The organism is Mangrovibrevibacter kandeliae (assembly GCF_024519155.1).
Classification (GTDB): Bacteria; Pseudomonadota; Alphaproteobacteria; order Rhizobiales; family Rhizobiaceae; genus Mangrovibrevibacter; species Mangrovibrevibacter kandeliae.
In genome coordinates this window covers 1,167,780-1,182,303 of sequence record NZ_JANIFJ010000001.1, presented here as the reverse complement: position 1 = coordinate 1,182,303, position 14,524 = coordinate 1,167,780, and the positions used below count along the sequence as shown (strand labels likewise).

The 14,524-nt window shown below is 65.5% G+C and carries 13 protein-coding genes, 1 tRNA gene and 2 pseudogenes; 9 read left to right on the top strand and 7 right to left on the bottom strand.

Annotated features, from left to right (window positions below; genetic code table 11):
- Positions 1-321: 321 nt before the first annotated feature.
- On the top strand, positions 322-1,419 hold the full coding sequence (locus NPA30_RS05615; RefSeq protein ID WP_256801369.1) for a DUF7946 domain-containing protein: 1,098 nt from the start codon (positions 322-324) through the stop codon (positions 1,417-1,419).
- A gap of 678 nt (positions 1,420-2,097) precedes the next feature.
- On the opposite strand, the gene NPA30_RS05610 is transcribed toward NPA30_RS05615, so the two are convergent.
- On the bottom strand, positions 2,098-4,545 hold the full coding sequence (locus tag NPA30_RS05610) for an ATP-binding protein (protein WP_256801368.1): 2,448 nt from the start codon (positions 4,543-4,545) through the stop codon (positions 2,098-2,100).
- 524 nt (positions 4,546-5,069) lie between these two features.
- On the opposite strand from NPA30_RS05610, the gene NPA30_RS05605 reads away from it, so the two are divergent.
- A complete protein-coding gene (locus NPA30_RS05605) occupies positions 5,070-6,137 on the top strand; it encodes a LysR family transcriptional regulator (RefSeq protein ID WP_256801367.1) in 1,068 nt (355 codons plus the stop codon).
- Here NPA30_RS05605 and NPA30_RS05600 read toward each other — a convergent pair.
- Complete coding sequence (locus NPA30_RS05600) at positions 6,094-6,327, bottom strand: hypothetical protein (protein ID WP_256801366.1); 234 nt, start codon at positions 6,325-6,327, stop codon at positions 6,094-6,096. The two genes, NPA30_RS05605 and NPA30_RS05600, sit on opposite strands and share 44 nt — an antisense overlap.
- The gene (locus tag NPA30_RS05595; RefSeq protein ID WP_256801365.1) at positions 6,324-6,812 is read right to left on the bottom strand and encodes a GNAT family N-acetyltransferase; all 489 of its coding nucleotides are present in this window, start codon (positions 6,810-6,812) and stop codon (positions 6,324-6,326) included. The genes NPA30_RS05600 and NPA30_RS05595 overlap by 4 nt, the downstream gene beginning before the upstream one ends.
- Positions 6,813-6,929: 117 nt before the next feature.
- On the opposite strand from NPA30_RS05595, the gene NPA30_RS05590 reads away from it, so the two are divergent.
- Together NPA30_RS05590 and NPA30_RS05585 are read left to right on the top strand one after the other, a co-directional pair.
- Positions 6,930-7,175: a hypothetical protein gene (locus tag NPA30_RS05590; protein ID WP_256801364.1), complete on the top strand. Its 246-nt coding sequence runs from the start codon at positions 6,930-6,932 to the stop codon at positions 7,173-7,175.
- A 212-nt stretch (positions 7,176-7,387) separates the two neighbouring features.
- Positions 7,388-7,747 (top strand): helix-turn-helix domain-containing protein, encoded by a 360-nt coding sequence (locus NPA30_RS05585; RefSeq protein ID WP_256801363.1) that lies wholly within the window; start codon positions 7,388-7,390, stop codon positions 7,745-7,747.
- A 21-nt stretch (positions 7,748-7,768) separates the two neighbouring features.
- On the opposite strand, the gene NPA30_RS05580 is transcribed toward NPA30_RS05585, so the two are convergent.
- The gene (locus NPA30_RS05580; RefSeq protein ID WP_256801362.1) at positions 7,769-9,313 is read right to left on the bottom strand and encodes a putative bifunctional diguanylate cyclase/phosphodiesterase; all 1,545 of its coding nucleotides are present in this window, start codon (positions 9,311-9,313) and stop codon (positions 7,769-7,771) included.
- A gap of 234 nt (positions 9,314-9,547) precedes the next feature.
- On the opposite strand from NPA30_RS05580, the gene NPA30_RS05575 reads away from it, so the two are divergent.
- Complete coding sequence (locus NPA30_RS05575; protein WP_256801361.1) at positions 9,548-9,805, top strand: hypothetical protein; 258 nt, start codon at positions 9,548-9,550, stop codon at positions 9,803-9,805.
- Here NPA30_RS05575 and NPA30_RS05570 read toward each other — a convergent pair.
- On the bottom strand, positions 9,777-10,118 hold the full coding sequence (locus NPA30_RS05570; protein WP_372338745.1) for a hypothetical protein: 342 nt from the start codon (positions 10,116-10,118) through the stop codon (positions 9,777-9,779). The genes NPA30_RS05575 and NPA30_RS05570 overlap by 29 nt on opposite strands.
- A 155-nt stretch (positions 10,119-10,273) precedes the next feature.
- On the opposite strand from NPA30_RS05570, the gene NPA30_RS05565 reads away from it, so the two are divergent.
- Positions 10,274-10,348: transfer RNA gene (locus tag NPA30_RS05565), tRNA-Asn, on the top strand.
- 62 nt (positions 10,349-10,410) lie between these two features.
- Here the strand turns inward: NPA30_RS05565 and NPA30_RS05560 are convergent.
- Positions 10,411-10,798, bottom strand: a pseudogene (locus NPA30_RS05560) (type II toxin-antitoxin system VapC family toxin).
- Positions 10,795-11,052: pseudogene (locus NPA30_RS05555) on the bottom strand (type II toxin-antitoxin system Phd/YefM family antitoxin). Before NPA30_RS05555 ends, NPA30_RS05560 begins: the two co-directional pseudogenes overlap by 4 nt.
- Positions 11,053-11,188: 136 nt before the next feature.
- Between NPA30_RS05555 and NPA30_RS05550 the strand changes: the two are divergent.
- The 3 genes from NPA30_RS05550 to NPA30_RS05540 all read left to right on the top strand — a co-directional run bounded on the left by NPA30_RS05550 (position 11,189) and on the right by NPA30_RS05540 (position 14,517).
- Positions 11,189-12,625, top strand: coding sequence for a cryptochrome/photolyase family protein (locus tag NPA30_RS05550; RefSeq protein WP_256801360.1), 1,437 nt, complete (start codon positions 11,189-11,191; stop codon positions 12,623-12,625).
- Positions 12,626-12,736: 111 nt separating this feature from the next.
- Positions 12,737-13,786, top strand: coding sequence for a cysteine synthase A (locus NPA30_RS05545; protein ID WP_256801359.1), 1,050 nt, complete (start codon positions 12,737-12,739; stop codon positions 13,784-13,786).
- Positions 13,783-14,517 (top strand): alanyl-tRNA editing protein, encoded by a 735-nt coding sequence (locus tag NPA30_RS05540; protein WP_256801358.1) that lies wholly within the window; start codon positions 13,783-13,785, stop codon positions 14,515-14,517. The genes NPA30_RS05545 and NPA30_RS05540 overlap by 4 nt, the downstream gene beginning before the upstream one ends.
- Positions 14,518-14,524: the final 7 nt, after the last annotated feature.

Here is a 14,524-nt window from a genome sequence, read left to right as displayed (position 1 = left end):
CAACGCCTCAAAACGACTAGGCGCCGACGAACCCACTTGAAAGCGTGTCGCGTTTTGTTGCAGCGACTTCCATTGATTTACAACGCGTTTTTGAGACGTGCGGTAGCTCCACGCGACACGCAACGCGACATGGCTCCGCGGCGCCCGCAGCGATCCTGCAAAGCGGGTCCCTGACTTGCTCCAATCAAGTACACCCTCGCCGAGGACGCCTGTGTCTCCCGCTTGATAGGCTTTATGGGGCAAGCGGGGCTATTTGCACGCGTCGATTGAATTAGCCGGTTCTGCGTGGAATCGTTGCCTCCGGTTACTCCGGGGGAAGTGATGGCTGAAAAACTCAGTCTCGTGTTCGATGGCAAGCTTGCAACGTCAGGCGAATTGCATTTCTACGAGTATAGCCGAGCAGCATACGGCTTCGCGCGCTTCGTCTCGACGATCGAGAGTTTCCGCAGAACGGGGCGAGTGCCGAAGCGCATTGTTCAGGCAGCCAACATAGATCTTTTAATTAAGGCTCCGCGACAGGGCTCGTTCCCGATCGACATCATCGCGCCCGTTGCTACTGCTCTAGGAACAGAGCTCGCTGGCCTGCCTTTAAAGATCCTGATGGAGTACGTCATGCAGCAGGTTCAACGGCTGCTTCCGGGTCAAGAAAACGCGCTCCTTCGTGCCGCTGAGATACAGTTGGAGGTCGAGAAACAGCGAACTACTCAGTTGATATCCCGCGATGATGCGGAGACAGCAAGACTGGAGCTAATCCAGAAGATGTTTGCGGATCAAAATGTTACTACTCGGGCTTCTTTGTCATTAATTGAACAGGCGCAAAAAACGAACTCTATAGCACTCGACACCTTGCGAGAACAAGGCGGGGAGATCGTCGATTTACGGGATCGCTTGGCACTAATAGAAAAGCGGGAGGCTTCTTTCCAGGAATATTTGCCTGAGATCGAAAGCGTAGACGACAATTTGATGTTGAAGCTTTCGTCAAAGGTTAGGCCGCAGATTGCGGAGATGGCGCTTCCACTGCGCAAGTCGGCCAGTACAATGGCACTGACTGCTGGTGACGAACGAGTAGTTTCAGCTCGCTTGAACAGAGCTGAGGCCCAAGATATCAATAGTCGACACCTTGATGCTGAATCGATGCGTCAGAAGATCAGACTAGCTGCTTACGACCGTGATACAGGCGTAGGTAAGCTGGATCTTCTAGAATCAGATCTGAAACGTCTGAGCTTTTCAGTGCCCCCAGGTGCTCGCACACGACTCCGTTCAAAGATCGCCAGTGCGATCGATCAAGAAGAGGTGCACGCATCTTTCCGCCTATTCCGCAACCAGAGCGGCGAGATAACATCTGCTGTACTTGACGAGATCCCAGAAGCGGTAGCCGCCGCTGATGGGCCAGAGGAGGATCCTGGCCGCAGCGAGTAACATTGATGTGACGTCAGAGTTGCCTCGATCTGGGCGACCCGCCTCTCAGTCCTTACCCCATCAGATCATACTGGTACGGCACCAGCCAGGTCAGCGAGTAGAACCCCACCATGGTGTCCTAGATCTACGGGAACAAGCAGACAGTGTCAGATGTTCTCCAATTGGATGCGGTGTTCCCCCGGGAGGTACCAATGGGAAAGAAAGGCACCACACAGCAAGGCTCTGGCGGAGGCGGCAACCGCGGCAATGGTAATCAGAATGGATCAGGTGGCGGTACTGGGCAGCAGACCCGCACCGGATCCCGCGGAAAGTGATTCTTGGTAGGCCCGGGCTGTCCCGGGCCTTCTTTAAGTCGCTCAAGCCGCCACCCAGACTTCTCCAGTGATGCGGAGACCTTGTTGCACGGCCATGAAATCGAAGCGCGATGGCGCGGTCGTGCGCTGCGCGATCTGAAGCCCGAGGGCGAAAAAGCGATCTTACACGCGGGCAGTCGCCGTCTGCGGAAACTTGTCGGCGTCGAGCCTCGCCTGCGCCTGGTAGCACCAACTCGAGCAGAACTGCGCATTCTGCGATGTGATCTAGAAACCGCCCCGCAGAAGCTGCATTCGAGGCTGGTGATGACTCGCGCGTGATCCTCCACCGCCCCTTGCCGAGCTGCTGCGACATGCCCCTCGTCGATCATGTGGTGAAATGCGCCGGGCGGGCTGCTCCTGACGCGCGAACGGCGGGCGCGTTCGTGGGACCCACGGCCTGCAGTACGGCCGCCGCCACGTCGAGTTCGCGCGTCTTCGATTTCGTGATGACGAAGGTCACTCGCCCCGCAAGGTCCGGCGCGACGTCGTAGGCCGAAAAGACGATGACAGGCGTGCCGGCTGGAACATCAGACAGAAGATCGAAGCCGGACCCGTCCGGCAGCTTCTGGTCCAGGACCACGGCATCGAAGTCCTGCGAACGAAGCCGGCGCCGGGCCTCCTCGACGCTGCGCGCCGCGACGACCGCGCCCTTGTCGCCGACGGCTTGCGCGAAGACCTCGAGTACCGACATGTCGTCCTCGACGTGCAGGATGGAAACCCGGCCTCCGGCGTTCCTCTTGACGATGGCGCTCAGCGCCGCGCGAAGCCGGTGCTGGTCCAAAGGCGCCGTCAGCCAATCCAGGACCTCGCTCGCAAAGCCCCGGTGTTCGGCCGTCGCCGCGCCGTCGCTGCACAGCATGATGACCGGCAGCGTTCGACCCACCTCGCCGCCCCGCAGCGCGGTGAAGAAGTGGGCGGCGCACTCCTCCAGCAGCGCGCCGTCCAGAACGAGAGCCGCATAGGGCCGCTCGCCGACCAGCCGAAGACATGCGTCGAGATCGGGCGCCAGATCGCTGCTGAAGACGGTCGATGCGAGGGCCTCTCCCACCTGTCCGTTCAAGGTGCGATCGGAGCCGCAGATCAGAATGCGGTGGTTCTCGAGCGGTCCCGAAGCAGCGCTGTCATGTGTCGCGGGTCCTGGCGCAGCCACGACCGCCGGCAGGTCGATCGTGAAGGTCGTGCCCGTACCGATCGCCGAGGTGAAGTCGATGCGCCCGTCCATCCTCTCGACGATCGCGCGCGTGATGTTGAGACCGAGGCCGGTCCCGCCGCTCCGTCGCGTGCTTGCCGCCTCCGCCTGCTCGAACCTGCCGAAGATGCGCGACTGGAACTCGACCGGGATGCCCGGCCCTTCGTCGCGGACGAAGATGCGGATCGCACCGGCGATCGCGACGCTGCCGACGGTGACGGTCGATCCATCCGGCGAAAACTTGAGGGCGTTCGACAGGAGATTGGACAGCGCCTGGTGGAGGCGATCCGGATCGACCGACACTGCGGCTCCCGGCGCATCGTCCAGGAGAACGAGCTTGATCTGCTTCTCGGGCAGATAGTCCGCATGCGCCGCGAGAGCGTGCTGGAGCAAGGGACGGAGCTGCACGGGGCGCATCTCGATCGCCATCTTGCCCGACGCGATTTTCTCGATGTCGAGAATGTCGTTGACCAGCAGAATCAGGCGCTCGCAGTTGCTGTGCGCGATCGACATGAGACTGGCGGCGCGCGGCGGCAGTTGGCCGGCGACACCGCTGCTGATGAGGCCGAGCGAGCCGCGGATCGACGTCAGCGGCGTGCGAAGTTCGTGGCTGATGAGGGCGATGAAGTCCTTCTTCGCCTCCGCGCTCTGGCGCTCGTCGGTGATGTCGCGATTGTGGGTGATGATCCCGAGCAGCCTCCCGGACCCATCGGTCAGGGGCACCTTCAACGTGGAAAGCCATCCACTGCTGCCGTCGGGCCGCTTGAACGGCTCCTCGATCCGGGACGGGTTCCGGCTTTGCAGGACCGCTTCCTCGTGCTGCCGGTACGCTTGGGCGAGATCCTTCGGGTGGAAGTCTTCATCGGTGTGCCCGACGACGTCCTCGACGCGTTGCTGGCCGAGCGAGGTGGCCGTCGCCGGGTTGACGATGACGAAGCGACCGTCAACGTCCTTGAAGTTGAGATTGTCGGGCAGTTGCTCGACCATCGCGCGGTAGATCAGGTTCGTCTTCTCAAGCGTGCGGCGTCGCTCCACGCCGTCGAGCGACAAGCCGATGATGGCGGTGCCCCCGAAGGTGAGCACCACGAGCGGCAGCACAGCCGACGCAAGGACCGCGCTGAACACCTGGTCCGGCAGGGCGAAGATGCTGACGAGATTTGCGGCGGCCAGCAGCGCCGCCAGTGTCATCACGTCGAGGACCGAGCGCCCTCGCAAGCGACGGAGACGGTAGACCATCAAGCCAGCCCCTGTCGCGAGGACGAGGCTGAGGAGCCCGGCGGGGGCACCCTGCCCTCCGAGATGGAACCGATATGCGCCAGACATTGCCCCGGCGACGAGAGCACCCGGCACGCCGCCGAACAGACCCGCGGCACCCACGAAGGGCACGCGCAGGTCGATGAAGACGCCCGGCATGGGAGGCGGAAGCATCCCCATCGCGATGACGGCGCCGATGCCGAGCAGCGCGCCGGTGGTCACGCCGGGCCATGGTTCGCCGAAGCCGGCCGTCCTCGCTGCCGCCATGTCGAACAGATTGACCATGATCGCCACGAGCGCCAGATTCGCCAGGAGGGGCTGCCAGATCATGATGGTCTCGATCGATCTACTTTGCCCTGACGATCCTTGCGCGCAACGACGCACAGAGCGTTGTCGGCTCACTGTCCACATCGAGACGCTACGGCACGTCGGTTAACGCGCCATCAAAGGCTGCGGCGGCGGGCCTTACGCGTCAGGTCCGGGAGACGCCGCGCTCTGACACGCAGAAGCACCTGCCGATTCGGTCAAGGAGCGGCGGCCCGATGACGCGGGGGTGAGACGTCTCGGGTGCTGGCGAGAGCGCCTTGGTCCTGCACTCCGGCATTGCGGTGCGGGAGCGGCACGCCTCGGCCGAGCCGCCCCTGCTCGACCGGGTCAAAGGGGTCGGGCAGGCCAGGATGCGGAAGCGGCGCGGTCGCGCGAGCGGCTTGCGGCGTCCTGCCGCCCCGCACGCCGAGGCGCATCATCGGCTTGCGCGCGGACACCGTTGCGTTACAACCCTTGGCCAGAGCGACTGATGTTCACGCGCTGTGATTGCGGGTGACCGGCATCCGGGGCGAATGGGGTTGGGGACGATGGACGACGACAGATCGGCAGCCGCGGGTCTTCCCTTCGGCGCGGATCGCAGCGATCTCGACCGCTCGCCGCTGGAGGTCGAGCAGCTCCTGTCCAGCAACTGCTGGCGTGAGCTCCGGACCTTTCTGGCGGTCGCCAAGGGACGGTCCTACGCAAGAGCCGGCGAGATGCTGCAGATGAGCGCCCCGACCGTCAGCCGGGACATCAAGCGCCTGCAGTCGCTGTTCGGATCGCAGCTGGTGATCGCGACCCATTCGGGCACTGTGCTGACAAGCAAGGGACGCGAGCTCGCCATCCATCTCGCCGATCTCGACTTCCGCCTCTACTCGCTCGCCGCCAACTTGCGGCAGGAGCAGTCGGCCATCGCAGGTCAGGTCAGCGTCAGCGTCACCTCCGGCCTCAGCGTCGCCTTCGTGGCGCCGGCGGTGGCGCGACTGACACGCGAGCATCCGCGCATCCGGATCGACCTGAAGGAGCAGATGTCGTTCCTCGACCTCGACAAGAATCAGACCGACGTGATGCTCGGCCTGATGCCGATCCATCGCGCCGACGTGCATTGCGAGAAGGTCGGGGTTCTCCACCTGATCCCGGTCGCGGCGCGAAGCTACATCGAGGCCGAGGGCGTGCCGACGCGCCAGGGCGCGCACAGCCACCGCTTCATCCAGTGCAGCTACTACGTGTCCGAGACGCCGTTCTGGCAGCCCTGGAACGACCTCTTGGACAGCGGGACGTCGCATGTGTGCGAGAACTCCCTCGCCTACTTCTCGCTGATCAAGTCGGGCGCGGGAATCGGTCTTCTCGGCAACTACGTCCTGATCGAGCCGCATTTCGTGCCGGTCGATCTCGGCGTGCACCTGGCGATGCCGCTCTACGTCATCGCCTTGCGCGACCGGCTGCGCTCCAAGCCGGTGCGCGTGGTGCTCGACTGGCTGCGGGCGATTTTCACGCAGAACGTCTTCTTCGCCGACCGGCTGAACCTGACGGCCGGCGCCTCCGCACCGGAAAACGACTTCCGCGCCTTCTTCAACCTGGCGCCGAACCCGCCGAGCCGCGCCGCCAACGAGTGATCTCCTCGACATGATCGAGGTAGACGTTGGCAACATCCTCCAGGAACTCGGCGAGGTCTGCGGGCGGCGCCTCGATGCCGTTCAGCATGCGGCAGACCATTTCCGCATGCATCCGGGTCCGGTCGAGAATGTCGGCCATCGCCGACTGGGCGGCGACGTCGCCGCCCGGAAAGCGGATGACGTTGCTCATCGGGCGGGCTCGAAGGCGCTCGGCTTGTCCCAGTCGCCTTCCACCCGCAGCAGCACGGCGCCATCGGTCTCGAGCGTGATCGCGTCGTCGCGCGGCGCGATGGTGCCGACGACCGTCAGATACGGCTCGGGATGGCCCGCGATCTGCACCGGAGGCCGGTCGAGGACATCGAACTTGAACAGCTTCGTCCAGAGCGCGGTGAGGCGAGGCTCCGACTGCGTGGCGACGATCGTGTAGCCCTTGCGAGCGACATGATCGAAGGTCGTCTGGATGCAGCGCTTGATGACGAAGGGGTTGCGATAGGCCTCGCGGAAGCAGGTGCGTTCGTACTTGGCGAAGCCGGCGAACCAACGGATGCGCAGCGAGCCGATCGGATCGTCGCCGTCATAGAAGACGACGTGCGTCGCCTGATGGTCGTTGCCGTCGAAGATGAAGGCCGGCGAGATGCCGAGCTCCTGCACGAAGCAGATGCTGCGCAGGATCATGGAATCGCGAATGTGCTCCGGCGCAGTGGCGATAACGCAGCGCAGGGAGTTTCCGCGGCGGGCAGCTTGTGGTGTCATGGTGGCTCCGGCGACGAGGTGACCGGACCGTTTTGGCAGTTGACCAAAGCATTGCGAACGCTTCGTATTTTACGGGGAGCTTCAAATCTGAAACGCCATCTCGATGCCCTCTCTCTGCTGGCCGCCCTCTCGGCGGAAGGCGTCCGGATCTACGGCGACGATCCAAAGCGCGTCGCGGCCTTCGTCGATGCGCGCATCGCCGAGCTGCCCCCCGCAGAACGAGCTCGGCTGCGCGAACAGCTCTCGCTCGTCGCGGGCGATGGCGGGTCGACCCCCCGCCACTGAGCCGCACCCGGCGCCCAGACGGCGGGCCGCGTCTGGCGCCCAAACCCTCGTGACCGACTGGCATCACGCCGTCCAGCCCCGCGCGCGGGCATCGGGCGGCGCGCGAAGACGATGCCCCGATCGATCGAATGCGAGCCTTCGCTTTGAGAAATCTGCAAGCCTGCAAGACTTCTACTTCGACGCCTCGGATCATTGAAGATGGAGAGTCGGCCGTGCAGGATCCCGTCGATCGCCATGTCGGACAGCGCTTGCGGATCGCGCGGCTCGAGCGGCGCCTGTCGCAGACGAGTGTCGCCGAGGTGCTCGACATCACGTTCCAGCAGCTGCAGAAATACGAAAAGGGCCTCAACCGCATCAGTGCGAGCCGGCTCTACCGGCTGTCTCGAGCGCTCGACGTGCCGGTCGGCTATTTCTTCGAGGGGTTCGAGGCGCAGTCCTCCGACAACGTCAAGCCGGCGGCGGCGATGCGGCGCGCCCGGCGCCGCCACGCCATCGATTCCGTCACCGATCCTGGCGTACGCCGCGCGCTCCAGCAGCTGGTCGACACCTTGTCGAGCGACACGTCCCCCTGACGCCGGACCCCGCGTCCGGGGTCAGAGGTTCGCGGTCGAGAGCGCCGCCGGACCGCGGACCGGCAGCCCGCGCACCAGCGGCGCGATGTCCTCGACATTGCCCGGCCGGCTGAAGTGGAAGCCCTGGAAGAGGGTGCAGCCGGCCGCACGGGCAAGTGCGAAGTGCTCTTCCGTCTCCACGCCTTCCGCAAGCACCCGCAGGTCGATCGCCCGACCGATCTGGGCGAGCGCCGTGGTCAGCGCCCGCGAGAGCTCGTCGCTCTGCATCTGCTGAATGTAGCTGCGGTCGATCTTGATCAGATCGATCGGCAGGCGCTGCAGGTAGGAGAAGCCGCAATTGCCGGTGCCGAAGTCGTCGAGCGAGACGCGCAAGCCCATCTCGCGGATCGCCTTGATGCGCTGGATCACTTCGGCGCTCGCACTGCCGGCGAAGGTCTCGGTGATCTCGATGCACAGGCGGCTGCAATCGACGCCGGTTTCATCGATGACGGCTCGCAGCGTGCTGACGACGTCGTCGCGGCGCAGCTGCGCTGCCGATACGTTGATCGCGATCATGATGCCGCAGAACTGGCTGGCATCGAGGCAGACCCGGCGCATCACCCATTCGCCGAGGAGGTCGATCAGCGTGGACTCCTCGGCGATCGGCACGAACTCGCCCGGCGGGATCCAGCCGCGGATGGGGTGGTTCCAGCGCACCAGCGCCTCCACCGCGACGACCTTCTGGTCGATGTCGAGGATCGGCTGATACTGAACGGCGAGCTGATCGAGCAGAATGGCCGCACGCAGCTCGCGCTCGATGAAGCGGCGCTGGCGCTGATGGCGCAGCATCTCGGTGTCGAACATCGTGAGGCGGCCGCGGCCGGCATTCTTGCTCTCGTAGAGGGCGAGATCGGCAAGCGCGCGCAGCTCCTCGGCCGAGGTCGAATGCTCGGGGAAGCACGCCACCCCCAGCGAGGCGCTGAGGCGCAGCTGGCGTCCCGACATGACGCAGGGCTCGCGCAGGCGCGACAGGAACAGCTGCACGTTCTGGAAGAAGGCCTCGTCGGCCGGACTTTCGACCAGGATCGCGAACTCGTCGCCGCCGAGCCGGCCGACCAGCGCTGCCGGAAACACCGCGTGCGCGAGCTGGACGAGATGCACCAGCGCGAGATCACCGACCTTGTGGCCGAAGGCGTCGTTCAGGCTCTTGAAGTGGTCGAGGTCGACCAGGAGCAAGCAGTGGGGCGTGGCTGCAGGATGACGAAGCCGGTTCCGCAGACCATCGAGAAAGAAGCGACGCGCCAGAGCGTCCGTCAGCTCGTCGCGCTGCAGCAGCTGCAGCTTGACCCGTGCCGCGCGCTCGGCGGCGTCGAGGCGTCGACGCACCAGCCGCCGCATCCCGACGAGGACGACCAGGGAAAGCATCAGCGCGGCCGCGGCGACCCAGGCCGTGCTCGTCCGCGTCGTCGCCATCTCGGCCGGCAGCATCGGCTGTGCCACGACGCAAGCCATCGCGACGAGCATACCGGTCATCGTCGCTTGAAAGCCCCAGCGGCTGCGGCGTCGGCTTGACATGAAGAAGGTCATAGGCGCTCCCGATCGGGCTGCCCGGCACCTACCGTCACAGGTCATAAGATGTGGTGAACGACCGAACCAGAATCCGTGCAAAGCCTTATGCGTTCAATGACTTAACGCACAGAGTGCGCATGCGGCGCGGCAAGTCGGGGAGTGTGGCGTGGGGCTGCGGACGGCACTCCGTCCCCCGCGGGATCGTCCAATCGGCAATTGACGATGTTCATCTTATGTTCCATGAGCATCGGCATGGCGACTCTGATCGGATCACTGCGGCAGGCGGCTGCCCGAGGGATGCTGGTGACGGCGACCTGCCGCAGTTGCGGTCATGCCGCCTCGTTCCTGGCGAGCGATCTCGTGGCCTTCGCCAATCCCGGCAAGCCGATCGAGGCGATCCGCTTCCGCTGCCGGGAGTGCGACCGGCGCGACTGCGAAGTGGTGGCGGCCGAATTCGATCGGGATCGTCGGCCGGACATCATCATATGGCGCCCCTCCCGCCTGAGGTAGGGCTGCCGGACGGTGGACGTGAGCGCCTGCCCCCTCGCCGGCCCCATTGCAGCGTCGCGCGGCGGCGCCAGCGGCGCACGACGGCGAGATCCTGCGACAGCACGAAAAGGCCGAGCGGGATCATCCAGAAGCCGAGAATCGGCAGGAACCCGAGGATGCCGCCCGCCACCAACGCACAGCCGAGCACGATCCGCCGCCCGCGCGTCGCCGGAAGCGGCAGCCGGCGTCCGAAGACCATCGGACCGACGGCCGGCCGGCGGTCCGTCCCGCTCGGCAGGCCGGCGCTGTGCGGCTCCTTCGTCTCGACGGTCATGCGTTCGCCATCTCGCTGCGCAACTCTTGCGACCGAGTTGGTGACGAACCTTGCCCGGCGCCAGCGGCGCCGCACCATTTTCCCCGGCGAGCCGCTTGGCAAATGCGGCAGGGCTGCGCTATAGGCTCGCTCGCACCGATTCATTCGCGTGCCGTTCCCCGGTAGCTCAGTGGTAGAGCAATCGACTGTTAATCGATCGGTCGCTGGTTCGAATCCGGCCCGGGGAGCCATTACAGCACATCGTTGTTGCTCGCGAAGCACCGCGCCTTCGGTGCGCGGTTCTGGTGTGCTTTCAGACGAGAGCGGCGTTGATGTCGGTTCGGAAGAAGTCATCCCCGACGAAGAGCAGCGCGCACCCTTCTATATTGGCCAATTCGTACGCGAAGCAGTCTCCGAAACTGAGCGACGCCGGGTTAACGCCTTTTGTCCATTTGCCATAGCCAAGGCGACCCCGGCGCTTCGTAGCATCCGTCACGACGACGATCTCGAGGCCAAGCCCGCCGATGAGGCGAGCGACCTCCTCCCTCGCATGCCGCCGCGCGGCTACGATCGAGACTTCCGCCGGAGTTCCGGCCGAAATCAACACGCGGTCCACAGTCGCGAGGATCGCTGTGCACGCGTCCGCCCTCCGGCTCGTTCAGAACGATCGCCATCAGCGCCGACGTATCGACCACGATCACTCGGGAAGCCCGTCATCACCGTAGAGAAAGTCCTGACTTCGCGCCGCATCCGGTCCTGCCGTCGCTTTCCCGGACGCTGAAGAGCAAACCGCCTCGATCAACGCCTTTCGTGCGGCGGGATCGCCGGTCCGCTTGATCGGCACGAGGCGCACGGCAGCTTACCCGTGGCGCGTCAGGATGACTTCGTCTCCCGCTTCGGCGCGACGGACGAGATCGGTAAGCCTGCCTTTTGCCTCCGTGACGGAAATCTGCATGCCCCGCCTCGCTCTGATTTTTTGGCTTCGATAGCTGGACCATCCAATAGTCCAGAACAACACTGGACACGGCTGGAGGCTGACAGCTCACTCGCCTCCCCTAGCTAACGGCTCGTCCTTCCCCCGGTAGAGGCCGATGACTTCGCACGACGACCGCTCGCCCATCCTTGTCTGGTTCCGGCAGGACCTGCGCCTCGACGACCATCCGGCCCTCGCCCATGCGGCCGAAACCGGGCGACCCGTCGTCCCGCTCTATGTGCTCGACGAGGAGAGCGAAGGCCTGCGGGCCTGGGGCGGAGCGCACCGATGGTGGCTGCATCACGCCCTCGACGCGCTCGGCACGGCGCTGAAGGAGCATCACCTGCCGCTCGTTCTGCGGCGGGGGCCGGCCTTGCGCGAGGTCGTCGACGTGGCGAAGGCGGCCGGCGCCGGCGCGCTGTGGTACAATCGCCGGTACGGGCCGGGCGAACGAGCGGTGGATGAGGCCGTCGCCGAGGCGCTCGGCGACCTCGACTGCCAAGGCTTCACCGGCACCATTCTGCACGAGCCGGAGGCCGTTCAAACCGGCAGCGGCGGCTTCTATCGCGTCTTCACGCCGTTCTTCCGCAAGCTCCAGTCGCTCGGCGACCCGCGCGATCCGATCGACCCGCCGAAGCACCTCAAGACGAACGACACTTCGGTGCGCTCCGACCGGCTCGCCGACTGGAACCTCCTGCCGAAAAAACCGAACTGGTCCGGCGGTATCGACGAGGCGTGGCAAGCAGGCGAAGACGCCGCGCATCAGCGCTTTGCCGCATTCCAGGAGGAGATCCTCGCCGGCTACAAGGACAGCCGCAACCTGCCGGCGGAGGACGGGACGTCGCGCATGTCGCCGCACCTCCACTGGGGCAGCGTCTCGCCCTATCGCCTCTGGCATGACGCGCAGGCGCGCGGCAAAGGCGCCGAGGGTGCCGGCGCCTACCGGCGCGAGCTCGCCTGGCGGGACTTCAACTACCACCTCCTCTTCCACGTCGCAGACTTCACCCGCGCCAACTACGACAAGCGTTTCGACCGCTTCCCCTGGCGCAAGTCCCCGAAGGATCTGGAAGCCTGGCAGCAGGGCCGGACCGGCTACCCGCTGGTCGATGCCGGGATGCGCCAGCTCTGGCAGACCGGCTGGATGCACAACCGGGTTCGGATGGTCGCCGCCTCGTTCCTCACCAAGCACCTCCTGATCGACTGGCGTGCCGGCGAGGCCTGGTTCTGGGACACGCTGGTCGACGGCGACGCGGCCAACAACGTCTCGCAATGGCAGTGGGTCGCCGGCTGCGGAGCCGACGCGCAGCCCTTCTTCCGCATCTTCAACCCGATCGGCCAGAGCCGGAAGTTCGACAAGGGCGGCGACTACATCCGCCGCTTCGTGCCCGAACTCGCAGCCCTGCCGGACAAGGCGATCCATGCGCCGTGGGAAGCCGGAGAGGACGTGCTGGACGAGGCCGGGGTGGCGCTGGGCAAGACCTATCCGAAGCCGATCGTCGACCACGAGGAGGCGCGCAAGCGCGCGCTGGACGCCTTCGCTATGATCCGCGGCTGAGCCCGGACCGTATCGACCGCGCGCGCCACCACGGCCGGTGCCTCGTGCTTTACTTGCCCCAGCCCGAGCCATAGGTTCGCCGCTGACTCGTCCCACAGGTCGTCCGCCTTCATGTCCAGGTACCACTCCGTCATCGATGCCATCGGCAACACGCCGCTGATCCGCCTGAAGAAGGCGTCGGAGCTGACGGGCTGCGAGATCTACGGCAAGGCGGAATTCCTGAACCCCGGCCAGTCGGTGAAGGACCGCGCTGGCCTCTTCATCATTCGCGACGCCGAGGCCAGGGGCCTGCTGGAGCCCGGCGGGATCATCGTCGAAGGCACCGCCGGCAACACCGGCATCGGCCTTGCGATGGTGGCCGACGCGCTCGGCTACCGGACCGTGATCGTGATCCCGGAGACGCAGACGCAGGAGAAGAAGGACGCCCTGCGGCTCTACGGCGCGGAGCTGATCGAGGTGCCTGCGGTGCCCTACCGCGACCCGAACAACTACGTGAAGCTGTCCGGGCGCCTCGCCGCCCAGCTCGCCGCGAGCCATCCCGCCGGCGCCATCTGGGCGAACCAGTTCGACAACACCGCCAATCGTGACGGCCACGTCGTCACCACCGCCGAGGAGATCTGGCACCAGACCGGCGGCCAGATCGACGGCTTCATCTGCGCGGTCGGCACCGGCGGGACGCTCGCCGGCACCGCCGCGGGCCTCAAGAAGCATTCCGGCCACATCAAGATCGGCCTTGCCGACCCGTTCGGCGCCGCGCTCTACAGCTATTACACCACCGGCGCTCTGGCCTCGGAGGGCTCTTCGGTGACGGAGGGCATCGGCCAAGGCCGCATTACCGCCAATCTCGAGGGCTTCGAGCCGGACTTCGCCTATCGCATCTCCGACGACGAGGCGCTGCGCATCGTCTTCGACCTCGTGCCCGACGAGGGCCTCATGCTCGGCGGCTCCTCCGGCGTCAACATCGCCGGCGCGATCCGCATGGCCCGGGAAATGGGACCCGGCCACACGATCGTGACGGTCCTCTGCGACTACGGCAACCGCTACACCTCCAAGCTCTTCAATCCGACCTTCCTGCGGTCCAAGGATCTGCCGGTGCCGGAGTGGCTGGAGCGCAAGCCGGCTTTCGACGTGCCGTTCGTGCCGGCGGGTGAGACGCCATGACGAACCCGGTCTACCAGGAAGACGCGTATCTCTCGACGATGGAGGCGAGGCTCGAGCGCATCGAGGACGGCGGCCGGCTGATCTTCGACCGGTCGAACTTCTTTGCCAGCGGCGGCGGCCAGCCGGGCGACACCGGCATGATCGAAACGGCCGACGGCCGGCAGATCGCCATCGCCGACACCGTCTATTCCGACGACCGGCGGGACATCGTGCTGTTGGCGCCCGAAGGCGCCGAGGGACTGACGCCGGGCGATATGCTGGTGCTGCACGTCGACTGGAAGCGCCGCTACAAGCTCATGCGGATGCACACCGCCTGCCATATCCTGTCGGTGGTGCTGCCCTATCCGATCACCGGCGCGGCCGTCGGCGAGGACGAAAGCCGGGTCGACTTCGATCTGCCCGACGCCGAGGCCGACAAGGCCGAGGTGACCGCGCGGATGATGGAGGTCGTCGCCGCCAACCACCCTGTCTTCATCCGCTGGATCACCGACGAGGAACTCGACGCCAATCCCGGGCTCGTCAAATCGGCCAACGTCAAGCCGCCGCGCGGCACCGGGCGGATCCGCCTCGTCTGCATCGGCGAGGACGGCAGCATCGACACGCAGCCCTGCGGCGGGACGCATGTCGGCGAGACGCAGGAAGTCGGCGAGATCCATATCGGCAAGATCGAGAAGAAGGGCCGCAGCAACCGGCGCTTCCGCATCCGCTTCGGCCCGCTGCCGGCCGCCTGATCCCCTG

Coding starts and splice junctions, on each gene's coding strand:
- NPA30_RS05550 (WP_256801360.1), top strand. CDS start 11,189: ATGACTTCGCACGACGACCGCTCGCCCATCCTTGTCTGGTTCCGGCAG.
- NPA30_RS05615 (WP_256801369.1), top strand. CDS start 322: ATGGCTGAAAAACTCAGTCTCGTGTTCGATGGCAAGCTTGCAACGTCA.
- NPA30_RS05600 (WP_256801366.1), bottom strand. CDS start 6,327: ATGAGCAACGTCATCCGCTTTCCGGGCGGCGACGTCGCCGCCCAGTCG.
- NPA30_RS05595 (WP_256801365.1), bottom strand. CDS start 6,812: ATGATCCTGCGCAGCATCTGCTTCGTGCAGGAGCTCGGCATCTCGCCG.
- NPA30_RS05610 (WP_256801368.1), bottom strand. CDS start 4,545: ATGATCTGGCAGCCCCTCCTGGCGAATCTGGCGCTCGTGGCGATCATG.
- NPA30_RS05545 (WP_256801359.1), top strand. CDS start 12,737: ATGTCCAGGTACCACTCCGTCATCGATGCCATCGGCAACACGCCGCTG.
- NPA30_RS05570 (WP_372338745.1), bottom strand. CDS start 10,118: ATGACCGTCGAGACGAAGGAGCCGCACAGCGCCGGCCTGCCGAGCGGG.
- NPA30_RS05605 (WP_256801367.1), top strand. CDS start 5,070: ATGGACGACGACAGATCGGCAGCCGCGGGTCTTCCCTTCGGCGCGGAT.
- NPA30_RS05540 (WP_256801358.1), top strand. CDS start 13,783: ATGACGAACCCGGTCTACCAGGAAGACGCGTATCTCTCGACGATGGAG.
- NPA30_RS05580 (WP_256801362.1), bottom strand. CDS start 9,313: ATGACCTTCTTCATGTCAAGCCGACGCCGCAGCCGCTGGGGCTTTCAA.
- NPA30_RS05575 (WP_256801361.1), top strand. CDS start 9,548: ATGGCGACTCTGATCGGATCACTGCGGCAGGCGGCTGCCCGAGGGATG.